Annotated in this window: 11 protein-coding genes; 2 read left to right on the top strand and 9 right to left on the bottom strand. The window is 60.8% G+C overall.

Translation table 11 applies throughout. From position 1 onward, the window contains the following. Positions 1 to 97: 97 nt before the first annotated feature. Positions 98 to 2,260 (top strand): TonB-dependent siderophore receptor, encoded by a 2,163-nt coding sequence (locus FGS76_RS06165; protein WP_138771751.1) that lies wholly within the window; start codon positions 98 to 100, stop codon positions 2,258 to 2,260. Between the two features lie 85 nt (positions 2,261 to 2,345). On the opposite strand, the gene vapC is transcribed toward FGS76_RS06165, so the two are convergent. The 3 genes from vapC to FGS76_RS06180 form a co-directional block, all read right to left on the bottom strand. Further along, positions 2,346 to 2,744, bottom strand: a complete 399-nt coding sequence (gene vapC / locus FGS76_RS06170; protein ID WP_138771752.1) for a type II toxin-antitoxin system tRNA(fMet)-specific endonuclease VapC — start codon at positions 2,742 to 2,744, stop codon at positions 2,346 to 2,348. Further along, a complete protein-coding gene (gene vapB / locus FGS76_RS06175) occupies positions 2,744 to 2,977 on the bottom strand; it encodes a type II toxin-antitoxin system VapB family antitoxin (RefSeq protein ID WP_138771753.1) in 234 nt (77 codons plus the stop codon). Before vapB ends, vapC begins: the two co-directional genes overlap by 1 nt. Before the next feature lie 69 nt (positions 2,978 to 3,046). Further along, the gene (locus tag FGS76_RS06180) at positions 3,047 to 4,444 is read right to left on the bottom strand and encodes an MFS transporter (protein ID WP_205717198.1); all 1,398 of its coding nucleotides are present in this window, start codon (positions 4,442 to 4,444) and stop codon (positions 3,047 to 3,049) included. Positions 4,445 to 4,554: 110 nt separating this feature from the next. Between FGS76_RS06180 and FGS76_RS06185 the strand changes: the two genes are divergently transcribed. Further along, positions 4,555 to 5,346, top strand: a complete 792-nt coding sequence (locus FGS76_RS06185) for an AraC family transcriptional regulator (RefSeq protein ID WP_138771754.1) — start codon at positions 4,555 to 4,557, stop codon at positions 5,344 to 5,346. A gap of 34 nt (positions 5,347 to 5,380) precedes the next feature. On the opposite strand, the gene FGS76_RS06190 is transcribed toward FGS76_RS06185, so the two are convergent. The 6 genes from FGS76_RS06190 to FGS76_RS06215 form a co-directional block, all read right to left on the bottom strand. Next, positions 5,381 to 6,130 (bottom strand): M48 family metallopeptidase, encoded by a 750-nt coding sequence (locus FGS76_RS06190; protein ID WP_138771755.1) that lies wholly within the window; start codon positions 6,128 to 6,130, stop codon positions 5,381 to 5,383. Then, positions 6,123 to 9,410 carry a type I restriction endonuclease subunit R gene (locus FGS76_RS06195; RefSeq protein WP_240692439.1) on the bottom strand — a complete coding sequence of 1,096 codons (3,288 nt, stop codon included), beginning with the start codon at positions 9,408 to 9,410 and terminating at the stop codon, positions 6,123 to 6,125. The genes FGS76_RS06190 and FGS76_RS06195 overlap by 8 nt, the downstream gene beginning before the upstream one ends. Positions 9,411 to 9,444: 34 nt before the next feature. Continuing rightward, positions 9,445 to 10,350, bottom strand: coding sequence for an Abi family protein (locus tag FGS76_RS06200; protein WP_138771756.1), 906 nt, complete (start codon positions 10,348 to 10,350; stop codon positions 9,445 to 9,447). Between the two features lie 348 nt (positions 10,351 to 10,698). Next, positions 10,699 to 11,910, bottom strand: coding sequence for a restriction endonuclease subunit S (locus FGS76_RS06205; protein ID WP_138771757.1), 1,212 nt, complete (start codon positions 11,908 to 11,910; stop codon positions 10,699 to 10,701). After that, positions 11,900 to 13,432: a type I restriction-modification system subunit M gene (locus FGS76_RS06210; RefSeq protein ID WP_138771758.1), complete on the bottom strand. Its 1,533-nt coding sequence runs from the start codon at positions 13,430 to 13,432 to the stop codon at positions 11,900 to 11,902. Before FGS76_RS06210 ends, FGS76_RS06205 begins: the two co-directional genes overlap by 11 nt. 30 nt (positions 13,433 to 13,462) lie before the next feature. Further along, positions 13,463 to 14,377 (bottom strand): restriction endonuclease, encoded by a 915-nt coding sequence (locus FGS76_RS06215; protein ID WP_138771759.1) that lies wholly within the window; start codon positions 14,375 to 14,377, stop codon positions 13,463 to 13,465. Positions 14,378 to 14,402: the final 25 nt, after the last annotated feature.

Here is a 14,402-nt window from a genome sequence, read left to right on the forward strand (position 1 = left end):
CTGTTCGGGCCGATATCTTCTTCCACGACGCTTGGCGCCTTGCGCCCCCTGGCTCCGCCCCCCGATTCATCGTTTTGCATCACGATAAGGAACGACCATGTCCGATACCTCCCTTCTCAAGGGTACCGGCAGCGCGCTGGGGGTTACGTTTTTGCTTGCCATGGGCGGCCTGGTGCTGCCCCAGGCGGCGCTGGGTGAGAACAGCACCGGGACGTCAACGGATGATGGCGCTCCCGGCCAGGCCGGCGGCGAGCACCAGCTGGACGCGGTTACCGTCGGTGCCGGTTCGCCGGCCCGGGCCGTGCCCACGGAGCGCACCGGGGCCTACACCCAGGAAGAGATCAGTTCCACCACCAAACTCCGGCTCAGCCCCCGTGAAACCCCTCAGATCGTCAATGTGATCACCCACCAGATGGCCCAGGACTTCGGCGCCCGGGATATGGAGGACATTCTCAATATGGCGCCGGGCGTCAGCGTCGGCCACACCGACGACGACCGCCGCAGTTACACCGCCCGTGGTTACCCCATGGCGGTTCAGTACGACGGTCTGCCTTCCAATTCCGGCATCGACGGCGGCGTGGTGGCCGGGCCGGACAGCGCCCTGATCGACAGCACCGAGGTTCTGCTCGGCGCGGCGGGTTTGATGAACGGCGCCGGCCAGCCCGGCGGCGTGATCAACATGAACTACAAAAGACCCACCCGCCAATACCAGGCCTCCGCGGAAGTGACCGCGGGCAGCTGGGATCTGCGCCGGATGGTGGCGGACGTTTCCGGCGGGCTTACCGATTCCAACCGGGTACGCGCCCGGGTGGTGGCCGTGGACCAGGGCGAGGAATCGTTCCGCGATGAGGAAAAGCAAAAGAAGAAGGTGTTCTACGCCATCGTCGAAGGGGATGTGACGGACACCACCATGCTGACCCTGAGCATCCAGAACCAGGACATCTACGACAACGTCACCGACCGCAGCGGGCTGCCCGCCGACAACAACGGCAATGACCTGGACTGGAGCCGGTCCACCTTTCTGGCGCCGTCCTGGAACCGCTGGGACAAATACGCCACCACCTACCGGGCCCGGGTGGACCAGCAGTTGCCCGCCGGCTGGCAACTGATCGCCCAGGCCTCCACCATGAAGTCCGAAGCGGACTGGCTGTTCGGCACCCTCTCCAGTTTCGACTCCGATAGCGGCGACGCCACCTTCAGCCGCTGGGCTCAGCACAACAAGGAAACCAGCGACGACGCGGAGCTGTACCTGCGCGGCCCGCTGGAACTGTTTGGCCGCGAACACCAGCTGGTGTTCGGCGGTAACTGGACCGAACGCCTGTGGAACGGCAAAAAAGGGGACGGCACCGACTACGCCACCAACCTCTATAACTTCGACCCGGACACCAGCGTGCCCCGGCCGGAAATATCCCTGAACTCGCCGATCAGCGACCAGACCACCCGCCAGTATGGCGGCTACGCCGCCGGGCAATTCACCCTTACTGATCGGCTCAAAGCCATCCTCGGCAGCCGCCTGAGCTGGTACCACTATTCCTACGCCGGCACCGAACGGAATGAAGACGCGGAGATCACGCCCTACATGGGCCTGACCTACGAACTCAACAACTGGGCCTCCGCCTACGCCAGCTACACCGACATCTTCAACCCGCAATCCGCCCGGGACGTCACCGGCAACACCCTGGAACCGGAAGTGGGCACCAGCTATGAACTCGGCCTCAAAGGGGAATTCTACGACGGCCTGCTCAACGCCTCCCTGACCGCCTTCCGAATCCGCAAGGACAACGAAGCGCTACTGGATAACAGTATCCCGTTCGACGCCAACAACGTCTGTGGCGGCTGGTGCTACCAGGCCAAGGGCAAAACCACCACCAACGGCTTCGACATGGCGCTGTCCGGCAGGGTCACGGAAACCATTCAGTTGATGGGCGGCTTTACCCAATACCGCAAGGACGACAACGACGAAACCGTGCGCATCACCAAACTGGCCGGCAGCTACACGCCGCCAAGCCAGAAATGGAGCGCCGGCGTCAGTATCGACAACAGCACCAAAAGCTACGGGCAATGGGGCATGACGCAGGAAGCCCGCACCCTGGTGGGCGCCTTCGGCCGCTACCAAATCAACCGGCAGCTGGAGATGGCGGTGAACCTGCACAACCTGCTGGATGAAAAGTACTACGCCAACGCCATCGACTCCGGCTACGGCCGGCAGTACTGGGGCGAACCGCGATCCTGGACGGTGTCCCTGCGAGGCAAGTGGTAACCGCATCGCGGCTTTGCCGGCACGGAGCGTGGCCCTGGCCATGCAGTGGCTGGCCGGGCGGGTGTGTATGTAGGCAGGCCCAAGCCTAAAGCCAGTTCTCCACGCGCAGCCCGTCCACCCGCTCGAACTCGCGCAGATTATTGGTGACCAGAATCAGCCCTTCGCTGCGGGCATGGGCGGCCAGGTGCATATCGTTAACGCCAATGGCCGTGCCTTTGCGCTCCAGGTCCGCTCGGATGTCACCGTAGTGAGCCGCCGCCTTGCGGCCGTAATCCAGCACCTCAAGGCGGGAGGTGAAATCCTCGACCTGACGCAGATTATGTTCGCGGTGCTGGCTTTTCTCGGCACCGTGAACCAGCTCCGCTTCGGTAATGGTACTGATGCCCATTTCCCCGGCGCGGCGGTTGAACACCTCCAGGACTTCCATCGGTCGCCGCTTGATCACGTAGATCACAATGTTGGTATCAAGCAGGTAGCGCAGCATCAGAAGGACTCCCGCTCCGGCTGCTCCTGGGGAGCCCGTTCGGGCAGGAAGTCCTCGCTGACGCTCTCCCCGGACAGGAAAAAACTGTCCCAGGTGTTTTCCACCGGCGACAGAATCCGATCCCTGCCGACCTTACGCACCGTCACCCGTTTCACCTCATCCGGGAAGCGGGAGTCCGCCGGCAAGCGGACCGCCTGGGTGCGATTGTTTTCAAAGACGGAACCGGTGCTCATGATGTGTTCTCCTGGCGCTCTATACCTGACCTATATACACCACGGAAAAGTATATAGCAACGCCATATATCAACCGCCGGCGCGCACTTCCCGCCAGCGGCGCGCGGCGCTGGCCACCGCGCCGCTGGCGGCGAAGGTGGCGCCCACCGCCAGGCACAGCGCCGGCCCGCGCTCGCCGCCCAGGCCGAACAGCAGCGTCACCAGCGCCGACCCCAGGGTCCAGCCAGCGAACCGGGCCACCGCGTTCATACCGGAGGCGGCGCCGCTGCGCGAGGCCGGGCCGGTGGTCATCATGGCGGTGTTATTGGGGGTCTGGAACAACCCGAAGCCCACCCCGCACAGGGCCATCCGCCAGGCGATCTGCCAATAGGCTGCCTCCGCCGGCAGAAACACCATCAGCAGCAGCCCCGCCGCCAGGATGCCCAGCCCCAGGCTGCTGAGCACCGCCGCCGGAAAACGCGTCACCAGACGGCCGGCCAACTGGGCGGCGATGGCGGTGGTCAATGGCCAGGGCGTGATCAGCAGCCCGCTCTGCACCGGCGTCATCTGCAGCACCCGCTCGAACAGAAACGGCAGCGACACATAGGCCAGAATCTGCGCCGTGTAGGAACAGGACGAGGTCAGCACCGCCAGGGAAAACACCGGCAACCGCAGCAGATCGAACGGCAGCATCGGCGACGGATGACGTCGCTGCTGGCCGAACAGCAGCGCGAAACACACCAGCCCCGCCAGAATTTCCGCCACCGCCAGCCGCGTGTGCCCACCGCCCAGGGTGCCCACGCCCACCACCAGCAGGCCGAACGCCAGCCCGTTCAGCAGCGTGCCCAGCGCATCGAACCGATGGGCGGTGCGCTCGCTGCCCGGCACGGTGCGCAGAAACAACCACAGCGCCACCCCGCCCAACGGCACATTGATCAGAAAAATCCACGGCCAGGACGCCACCGCCAGCACCATGGCCGCGAAGGTCGGCCCCAGCGCCGCCGGCACCGCCACCGCCATGGCCAACCAGGCCATGCCCTTCCCCACCAACCGCTGCGGATAGATCATCCGCACCAGCGCCACCCCGGCCACCGACAATAACGCCGCGCCCACGCCCTGCAGCAAACGGGCCGCCACCAACGTGCCCAGGGTCGGCGCCACCGCGCACACCAGCGACGACAGGGTGAACACCGCCAACCCGGTGGCGAACAACCGCTTCAGCCCCAGCGCCTCCACCATCGCCGCCACCGGCAGCAGGCACACCACCGCCGCCAGTTGGTAACCGTTCACCACCCACACCGTGGCCGCATCGCTCACGCCCAGGGACCGGGCCATATCCGGCAGCGCGATGTTCACCACCGCCGTGCTCAGATTGCTCAAGGCAATGCCCAACAACACCGCCAAGGCCGCCCAACGACGCTCACGGGCCGGCAGACCGTCATTCATGGCAGAGGAAGAAGACAAAGAAGAAGGCGTGGTGTCACTCATCTGGCTGGCAAGCTCCCGGGACAGCACCGCCGCTCGATAGCGCCCGGTCGACCGTCACAATCGGGCCATGCTAGCATCGCCGGGCCCACACTTTACGCCAACGATTATCGATGACACGCCAACCGGACACCGCCCCACTGTTTCGCACCCAGCCGCTCTTCCACATCCGGCCCCTTTTTCACATCCGGAAACGGGCCCGCCGCCCCGGCGAACGCATCGAACCCCACCACCACGAAGAAGCGCAACTGATCCTGGCGCTCTCCGGCACCACCCAGATTTACACCGACACCGGCCGCTGGCTGGTGCCCCCGCAGCTCGCCGTGTGGATCCCCGCCGGCATCACCCACCGCCTGGACGTGCTCTCCGGCGCCGAAATGCGCCTGCTCCACTGGCACCCGGACGCCCTCCGCCACTGGGCCCCGCACCTGCCCCTGGACCGGGAATTCGCCCTGCGCGTCTCGCCCCTGCTGCGCGAACTCACCCAAGCCGCCTTCGCCCCGGACACCGACGCCGACAAACAGCTGCTCATCGGCCAGCTCATGCTCCATGAACTCAGCGCCGTGGTCGACGCCCCCACCTACCTGCCCCTGCCCACCAGCCCGGTGGGCCAACGCGTCGCCCAACTGGCCCTCTCCGACACCGGCCTCACCCTCACCACCCCGGACCTGGCCGCCGGCGCCGCCACCTCCGTGCGCACCCTCAGCCGCCTGTTCCCCGCCGAAACCGGCCTCACCTTCCGCGCCTGGCGGCAGCGGGCGCGCATCGTCCGGGCCATTGACCATCTCGCGCGCGGCAAGACCATAGCCCAGGCGGCGGGGCTGGCCGGGTTCAGTAGTACGGCGGCGTTTTCCTATGCGTTCCGGCAGGTGACCGGGGGGACGCCTTCGGGGTTTATGGGGTGAGGGCCGTTATCGATACCGAAAGGCCGAGCCGGGACTACTCACTCAAATACAACTCCGACAACTGATCCAAATCAGCCTTGACCCGTTCCCAGTCCGGCATCGCATGAGCCATCAGGCGGTAAAACGCCTGGCTATGGTTGTGCTCTTTCAGATGGCACAGCTCATGAAGAATCACATAGTCGATACACCGAGTGGGGGTCTTAATCAGATGCGGGTTAAGAAGGATGGCACCGGACGGTGAGCAGCTCCCCCATTGCGTTTTCATGTCCCGAATAGACCAGGATGGCGTTTCTTTTATCCACGACAGTTGCTCACCCACCATCGCTATCCGGCGGGCGAATACATCATTGGCTCGGTCCCGATACCATGCATACAGGCTGCGCTTGATCGATTTCTTCGAGGTATCGGGCGTGGTGACGCGCACCTGCCCCCGAAGCATCTTGACGTGCCGCTCGCCGGACGACTGAACAATTTTCAACCGGTATCTGCGGCCCAGATAAAACACTGTCTCACCGCTGACGTATTCCCTTTCCAGCACCTCCGCCCGGCGCGACTCGATATCGGTGAGATGCAAGGTTACCCAACGGGCGCGTTTGAGAAGGGCTTTCTTGGCATCAGCGAGGGTGGTGTGTTGGGGTGTCTCCACCTCCACCAGGCCATCCGGATAAACATGAATCCGCGCTTTGCCACCGTCGACACTCAGTAAGCGCCACCGGAACGGCAGACGCCGATCTCCGTACTGTACCGCATAGGTCTTTTCCTGGGACTGACGGATCTCAGTCATGACTCAGGCCCACCCGGACGATGTGTATTACCTGGTCGAGAATCAGCTTGGCGTTATTCAATCCGAAACGCTCGAACAGCTGTGGCAAGAGGGCCTTACGGATGCCGGCATCAATACCACCGGGGTTCAGGGTATTCTCCGCGACCACGCTTCGCACGATACCGTCGATTTCACGGGCCAGATTGACCAGAGCATCCGCATCCTTCTCGATTGCGGAATCCACCTCCTCATCACCGAGGACAAGCCGGAAGACACCGAAGTACGCTTTGGCATGACGCTCCTTGGCCAACGCCTCGGGAATCCCCGGGGTACGGCGTTCGCTCAGCTGATCCTCGAACTCCCGGAGAAGAGCGTACTGTTTGCCCGGATAGTCGAACAGCGCATCCGCTTCTTCGATGGCTTTCTTCAACAACTCGGAGAACACTTTCTGGGCATAGGGATCATCGCCCAGCTCCTGCTCGATGGTTTTACGCGTCCGGGTCCGGATGGTATCCGCCTCGTTGCGGGTTTTTTGGGCGTCCCACTCCGCCGGCTCTTCACCGAGACGGTTCACCACATAGACATCATCGCTGTTCTTCACTTCAACGCCGACCACATCCCGGTCCACCAGTTTTCGGATCTGCTTCTCGTAGGCGCTGTAGTCCACGGTTTCCTGGGCGTCCTGTCGGGCAACATGGCGTAGCTCGGTGAAGAACTTAAGATCCCGTTTATAGGTCCGGATCATCTCGTCGGTAAACGCCTTATCCTCGAAGAACGAACGCGATGAGCGGGCCACCTGCAGACACATGCCGAAATCCGTCAGCGCCTGGTAGAAGTCTTCGCGCAGCTTCTGGCGGCTGTCGTATTCCTTACCTTCCTCGTCGGACTCATAGCGCGGCATCAGCACCTGGCGGAAGGCCTGCATATCCCGGGCGTTATCCACATACGCGAAGAAGGACCAAAGGAGCTTGTGCAGCCCGGGCAAGCGCTTGTACTCGGTATCCACGTTGCGGTAGAGGCCGTCAATGTCATCAATGTCATAGCCGCCCTGGGTATGCTCCTCCAGGTTCTGATACTTCTTGATGGCGGTATCCAGCTCCGCGAGGATGCCCCGATAGTCAATCAGCAGACCGTAGGCCTTTTCCTCGTGCAGCCGGTTCACCCGGGCAATCGCCTGGATCAGGTTGTGATCCTTGAGCGGCTTGTCGATATACAGGACGGCGTTGCGAGGCTCATCGAAGCCGGTGAGCAGCTTGTCCACCACGATCAGCAGGTCCGGCTCCCCTTCCGTGCCGAAATGCTCAATGGTCTGGCGTTCATACTCGTACGGATCACCGGTTACATTGTTCACCCACCACTTCTGTACCTCGGGGAGCTCCGCCTCATCCACCTCACTGTGGCCCTCGCGGGTATCCGGGGCTGAGATCACCACCCGGGAGCTGACCAGCCCGGTCTCGTCCAGGAACCGCTTGTAGCGAATGGCGGAGAGCTTGCTGTCACAGGCAATCTGGCCCTTGAGAGTCTTGCCCAGCTCCTTGAAGTTGGTATTGAAGTGCAAGGCAATATCCCAGGCGATCAGCCGGACACGGTTTTCCGCGCCATAGATCGCCCCGCGCTTGGCGTACTTGCGCTTTAAATCGCCCTTCTGCTCGTCCGTCAGCCCGCGAGTAATGGTCTCGAACCAGTTATCAATGGCTGCCTGATTCACATCCAGCGCCGGGCGCCGCTCTTCGTACAGCAGGGGCACCACGGTGCCGTCTTCCACCGCCCGGCGCATGGTGTAGGCGTGGACGATCGGCCCGAAGGTGTCCACCGTCTCTTGCCGGTCCTTTTTCAGCAGGGGCGTGCCGGTGAACGCGATATAACCGGCATGGGGCAGCGCCTTGCGCATGCGCTGGTGATTTTCCCCGCCGTGGCTGCGGTGGCCCTCGTCCACCAGCACCAGCAGATTCTCACTAGGGTTATAGCACTCCTTATGCTTGATGGCGGAAAGGAACTTCTGCACCAGCGTGAACAGCACCCGCTGGTTGCCCTGCCCGATCTCCCGGGCGAGTTCGCGTCCCGAGCCCATCCGCGCGCTGCCGGCCTTGCCGGTTTGCACCGAGGTCAGGCCCAGCGCGCCGGCGGCGGCAAAAGTGCGCGAAAGCTGCTTCTCCAGATCCACCCGGTCGGTGACCACCAGCACGCGGCACTGTTTCAGGGCCTCGTGCAGCACCAGCAGCTTGCTGAGAAACACCATGGTGAAGGATTTACCCGAGCCGGTGGTGTGCCAGATCACCCCGCCCTGGCGGGAGCCACTGGCATCCACCTGGCTGATCTTGTCCAGCAAGGCTTCAATGCCGAAGAACTGCTGGTAGCGGGCAATGATCTTGTCGTTCTTGTAAAAGAGGATGTAGTAACGCAGAAACGCCAGCAGCCGCGCCGGGCTGAGCACACCAATCAGCAGCTCGTCCTGTTCCGTGGGCAACACCGGCCCGGACCAGAGCGCCTCGAAATACCGACGGACGCGCGGCGGCCGGTTGGCGAACAACGTCTCCACCTGCTCGTCGCTGAGCGGCCGGTTCTTTACCGCCTTGCGCTCTTCCTCGTTGATTCGCTCCTCCTCCCAGAGCGACCAGAACTTCCTCGGCGTGCGGGTGGTGCCATAACGCCCGTCGGTCTGGCTCACCGCCATCAGCACCTGGGCGAAGGCGAACAGATGGGGAATTTCCTGCACGCCTTGGTTACGCAGCATCTGGCTGATGCTCTCATCAATCATGGACTTGTTCGGGTTGCCGGAAGCGGCCCGCTTGGCTTCGATCACCACCACCGGAATGCCATTAACAAAGCCCACCAGATCCGGGCGCCGGTGACCGGTCGCCGAGGCGTTCTGAACCTCCATCTCCTCGGTGACCAGAAAGCTGTTGTGTTCAAGACCATTCCAGTCCACCAACGGCACCGTGGTGGCGTGGCGCTTGCCGTCCGGCATGAACTCATTGACGGTGATGCCCAGGGTGAGCATGTCATGGACGGCTTCGTTGGCCGACATCAGGCCCTCGGCCAGGCCCGGCGCCGACAGGGTGGCCACCACCTGCTGGATGCCGTCGCTGGAGAGCGGGTAGCTCTCGCTCTTGTACTCGAAGCGATGCTGGCGGAGAAAATCCATCAGCACCGGGCGCAGCAACACCTCACGGGTGGAGCCACCGCGCCATGCCATCACCCGCGCCGGCGAGCGGTAGGCCCAGCCCAGCTTCATCAGCGTCACCAGGGCCGGAATGTGCGAGGCGTAGAGCTCGCTGGTGTTGGGGGTATCGCTTTTCACTTATTATTCCCCTTCCCCGAATTTTCGATCCATGTCATGCCCATAACGGATGAGCCTTCCAGTCGGCAGGGAGGCCCATTGCAACCCGGTATCTTTGTTCGCTTGCCAGAGTCTCCAGCAGCTCGTTACAAGACCCCGCCCAAGTGTCGCCATTGTGATTACTTCGCAGCAACACCCGGAGAATCAGCAGAGCGTAAAAGAGTCTGTCGTGACGGGGCGTTACCGGTGGATTCCACTCTGGTTCACGCACTCTCTCCGGTTTGATGGCCAACTCCCGGTTCCACAGGCGGCCGTGATGGGCGCACAGGTTGCGGATGTAAGTCAGGGTATGAAGCCAGTCTTTCAGCCTTTTGTGATGAATGTCGAGCTGGTCCGCGATCTGTCGCTTATCCGGGTTTTTCAGGCCGGTGTAACAGAACGACAATGACCCCAGCGACATGACCTCGGTGGACATCCAGATCGGCAAGGTTGGAAACCCGGTATAGTTACGTTTGAAGTGCTCGACGAACACGTCTTTGGATTGGTGGGCTTCGGATTCCAGCTTCGCAAGCCAGATAGCGTGATTGAATTCAGGGTGGAAATTGGCGGGGTCCGTATGTCCGAACGCTCCATACCGATGGCCGAGATGATAGGTCACCAAGGTACGGATATGCACCTCAATCCGCTCGATGGCATCCATCACCAAAAGCCGCAGGTGACGGTCAAACTCGTACAGCCGCACCACCTGGTCGAAGTCCGTACCCGGCTCGAACACGCCGGTCACCTGCCCTTTCGTGTCCCGCTGCAAAAACGGGTACCAGTAAGCACTCAGGCGGTAATAGCTGATCGAACTCAGATGACCGAGCGCCAGCGTCTGGTCGGGGATGTTAAGCCCCCTGGATCCCAGAAGTTGCAACTGCTCAGCGAACGAAAGAGGGAGCTTGGTATAGGGCTTCAGCATCGGGCAGCCCCTGGACCGCCGACCGGTAAACGGCGGACATAAAAAAGCCACCAAGGTTGCGCGACACCCCCAAGGAGGGCACTAAGCGTGGTGGCTGTGTTACCGACAATATAACGAATCCCGGCCAGCAAACGCAAGTGGCCGCCGCCCCGCGAGGGAATGGGCTGAGACCCGATTTCCCAACCCGGGGGCCAACCGGCACCAACGCCACAACTAACGTCCGCCGACGGCAAGAGAAGCGCCAGGTTTAGCGGGGCCCCGGCCGGAACAGGGGCGGCACAACGCTCGCTGGTGTTGGGGGCTAGCTTCCGTAACAAAATACCCTCCCATCCCTGGTCATAATACGCCTCAGGCGGTGGCTCGTTCGGCCTCGTCGACCTTGACGCGGCGTTTTCCGGTGAGGAGTTGTTGCATTAGGGCTTTTTTCTGCTTTTGGAGCAGGGAGAGATCTTTCTCCAGTTCTTGGACCTCTTTCTCCGCTGAGGCGATGACCTTGGCGATGGCCTTTTGTTCATCCAGATTCGGAAGAGAAACGCTCAAGGAGAAGAAATCAGCAGGCTTTACATTGAGGAGCCCGTGAGCTCGACCTCCCTCGTTGGCGACTTTACTCAGACCATGATTAAGAAAACCTGCCTCAAAATAATGCTCCAAATAGTCACCGCTTGCCATTTTCTCATCTGCAATTTCGAAACAAATATAAAGAGTCGTCACGACAGCTTCGGGATAACGATTAAGGCGCTTAACCGCCCCCATAGGATACCCTTTTGAATAACTTTTATTATAAGCAAACTGCCCTTTCTTAATCAAAAAATATCCATCTAGAAATTCTGAAGCGATTGACTTCTTGAAAAATTCCTGCTGCCGTATAAGCCCTTGCTTGCCGGAAATAGTTACAACATTAGCGCTCTGTCCATCATTTTTCGTGGTAACACGCCTGAAAACATCGCCCATCTTCGCGGAAAACCATTCACCCTCAAAACCCGGCAACCGCTTCTTCCCCGTCAGCAACTGCTGCATCAGGGCTTTTTTCTGCTGCTCGCTATTGGCCAGAAGCTGTTCCGTGGTCGCAATGGCTTCGTCCCAGGTGGAAAGTATTCTAGCAATTCTATTTTGTTCTAAAAGTGGAGGGACGGGGATGACTTGTTCCGCAATGTCTGATTTCTGGACATGTAGAAGAGTAGCTTTAAATCCGTGAGCTTTATTTTCAACGCACTCTGTAACTCTAATCAAAGCAAAATAAAGCCAATCTGGATTAACTTTCATCTTGGGCTCTACACGGAAAATATGCTGATTCAAGACCCCTCTGGGCCCGGACCAACGCTTGGCACCGAATGAAACGCCTTTTGTACCAGCCCAAGCGAACAGAATATCTCCAGGCTCGACAACCCACCTATCTTTAACCTCACCATTAAAGTAATTAAAATCACTTGAGCCATTCAAATTTTGGATACGAATGATCGGCCAGCCCTGGGTGGACCATTCGGAAGCTTTAAATCCATTTCCATTAAAAAACTCACAAAATTCTCCGACACTTTGTGCGCTCCACCCATCAGGAACCATAACCCAGCTCCTTCAGATAACCGTCCATCTGCTGCTCGAGCGACGCCAGCTTCTCCTTGAGCTGTTTGCGCTCGGCCCGCACCGCCATCAGGTCGATTTCCTCCTCTTCCTCGAAGGTATCCACATAGCGGGGGATATTCAGGTTGAAGTCGTTCTCGGCGATTTCTTCCGGCGTGGCCAGGTGGGCGTATTTGTCCACATCGGCGCGGTTGGTGTAGGTCTTGACGATCTTGCGGATATTGTCCTCGGAGAGGGCATTCTGGTTCTTGCCCGCCCGGAACTCGCGGCTGGCGTCGATAAAGAGCACGTTTTCGTCGGTCTTGTCCTGACGGAACACCAGGATCGCCGCCGGAATGCCGGTGCCGAAAAAGAGCTTTTCCGGCAGGCCGATCACGGCATCCAGCAGGTTTTCCTGGATCAGCTGCTTGCGGATCCTGCCCTCGCTGGAGCCTCGGAACAGTACGCCATGGGGCACCACCACGCCCATGCGGCCACCTTTCTTTGCCGAAGAGCCGGGCTTCAGCGTCTCGATCATGTGCAGGATAAAGGCGTAATCGCCCTTGGTCTTGGGCGGAATACCTCGGCGATAACGGCCATGGGGGTCGTCGCCGGCGCCTTCATGGCCCCACTTGTCCAGCGAGAACGGCGGATTGGCCACCACCACGTCAAACAGCCGGAGCCGGCCTTTGTCGTCCAGCAGCTTGGGGTTGCGCAGGGTGTCGCCCCACTCGATCCTGTGGTTATCCACCCCGTGCAGAAACATGTTCATCTTCGCCAGCGCCCAGGTACTGCCGATGGCCTCCTGGCCATACAGGGCGAAGCGCTTGGAGCCGTTGTGGGCGTTCTTGATCTGGTTGGCGCATTTCAGCAGCAGTGATCCGGACCCACAGGCCGGATCACAGATCTCGTCGCCTTCCGCCGGTGCCATCAGCTCGGCGATCAATTCCGACACCTCCGCCGGTGTGTAGAACTCGCCGGCCTTCTTGCCGGACGTGGCGGCGAACTGCGCGATCAGATATTCGTAGGCATTGCCGATGATATCCAGCCGCCCGATGCGGCTGGGCCGCAGGTTCAGCTCCGGCTTGTGGAAATCCTCCAGCAGCGCCTTGAGGATTTCATTCTTCTGCTTCTCGTCACCCAGCTTGTTGGAGTTGAAGCTGATGTCCTGGAACACATCACTCAGCTTCTGGATATTCTCTTCCTCAATGGCGTGCAGCGCCTTGTCGATGCGCTCGCCATTGCCCGGCTCATGGCGGTGCTCATACAGCGAGTAGAAATTCGCCGCCGGCGGCAGCACAAAGCGCTCGTTCTTCATCAGTTCCCGAATCAGATCGGGGTGATCGCCATGCTCTTTCTGGTAGGCGTCCCAGTGATCCTGCCAGACGTCCGACAGGTACTTCACGAACAGCATGGTGAGCACATAATCCTTGTAAATGCTCGGATCCACCGTGCCCCTGAAGGTGTCACAGGCCCGCCACACGGCCTTGTTGATCTGGCCCTGGTTAATGTTCGTTTCGCTCATTTCGCTCTCTTGGGTTCTTGATGAGTAACGCTACTCTTCACTAAAATAGTCGCTGTCAATCTGCTTCACTTCATAAACCTGCTTGATACTCACCCCCAGGTTGTTTTCCACCATCAGTTGCGCCAGTTCCCTGCCGTCGAGCAGGACCACCTTCATGCTCAGACCATCGGCGGCCTCGCGGGCGCCCGGTGAGAACTCGGAAGTGGTGATGAACACGCCCTTGCGGGCACCCCGTCGGGTGAGCGCGCCGATGAACTTGTCGATTTCCGGGCGATGGACGGTGTTGGCCCAGCGCTTGGCCTGGAGATAGATCACGTCCAGCCCCAGCTTGTCTTCCTTGATGGTGCCGTCGATACCGTCGTCGTTGGTGAGCTGGGTGGCTTGCCCGGCTTCCTGGCGGGAGCCGCCGTAGCCCATGGCCAGCATCAGGTCGACCACCAACTGCTCGAAGAACTGGGGTGAGGCCTGGCGCACCTGGGTGAGTATCTCGTCGGTCAGAGCCTCCATGAGGGACTGATGGGCTTCGGCCAGGCGTTCGTCCGGGGTGGTCTGGTCCAGATCGTCGGCCATATCCTGGCTGTCGTCGGCCTTGTCCTTGGGCGTATGGGTATGGAAGCGCTCGAATTCGGGGAACTGCTTGAGCCAGCGGACGGTGATCCGGTCAGGGCCCTGGGCCAATGCATCCAGGCCGCGATCGGTAATCTGAACCATGCCGCGCTCCGGGATGTGCAGCAGGCCGGCTTTGTTCAGATAGGTTCGGGCCCAGCCGACCCGGTTGTTGATCACGGTCTGACGGCCGGATGGAAGTCTTTGCTTGCGCTCTTCGTCGCTCAGCAGGAACGTCTCCGCCACGTGCTGACGCACGTCGCCGAGAGTCCGGGGCTGGCCATCGCTGACGGCGGCCAGCACCGGCCGCATCACGGTTTGGAAGTCGGGTATGGCCATAACGTCCCCTTTTTAATTCTTTAGC

Origin of the sequence: Alloalcanivorax gelatiniphagus, from assembly GCF_005938655.1 — a bacterium.
In the GTDB taxonomy this organism is placed as follows: domain Bacteria; phylum Pseudomonadota; class Gammaproteobacteria; order Pseudomonadales; family Alcanivoracaceae; genus Alloalcanivorax; species Alloalcanivorax gelatiniphagus.

What these genes read in the sequence shown, in the direction of transcription:
- FGS76_RS06215 (WP_138771759.1), bottom strand. Translation starts at nt 14,377, where the DNA reads ATGGCCATACCCGACTTCCAAACCGTGATGCGGCCGGTGCTGGCCGCC.
- FGS76_RS06165 (WP_138771751.1), top strand. Translation starts at nt 98, where the DNA reads ATGTCCGATACCTCCCTTCTCAAGGGTACCGGCAGCGCGCTGGGGGTT.
- vapC (WP_138771752.1), bottom strand. Translation starts at nt 2,744, where the DNA reads ATGCTGCGCTACCTGCTTGATACCAACATTGTGATCTACGTGATCAAG.
- vapB (WP_138771753.1), bottom strand. Translation starts at nt 2,977, where the DNA reads ATGAGCACCGGTTCCGTCTTTGAAAACAATCGCACCCAGGCGGTCCGC.
- FGS76_RS06205 (WP_138771757.1), bottom strand. Translation starts at nt 11,910, where the DNA reads ATGGTTCCTGATGGGTGGAGCGCACAAAGTGTCGGAGAATTTTGTGAG.
- FGS76_RS06180 (WP_205717198.1), bottom strand. Translation starts at nt 4,444, where the DNA reads ATGAGTGACACCACGCCTTCTTCTTTGTCTTCTTCCTCTGCCATGAAT.
- FGS76_RS06190 (WP_138771755.1), bottom strand. Translation starts at nt 6,130, where the DNA reads ATGACTGAGATCCGTCAGTCCCAGGAAAAGACCTATGCGGTACAGTAC.
- FGS76_RS06210 (WP_138771758.1), bottom strand. Translation starts at nt 13,432, where the DNA reads ATGAGCGAAACGAACATTAACCAGGGCCAGATCAACAAGGCCGTGTGG.
- FGS76_RS06185 (WP_138771754.1), top strand. Translation starts at nt 4,555, where the DNA reads ATGACACGCCAACCGGACACCGCCCCACTGTTTCGCACCCAGCCGCTC.
- FGS76_RS06200 (WP_138771756.1), bottom strand. Translation starts at nt 10,350, where the DNA reads ATGCTGAAGCCCTATACCAAGCTCCCTCTTTCGTTCGCTGAGCAGTTG.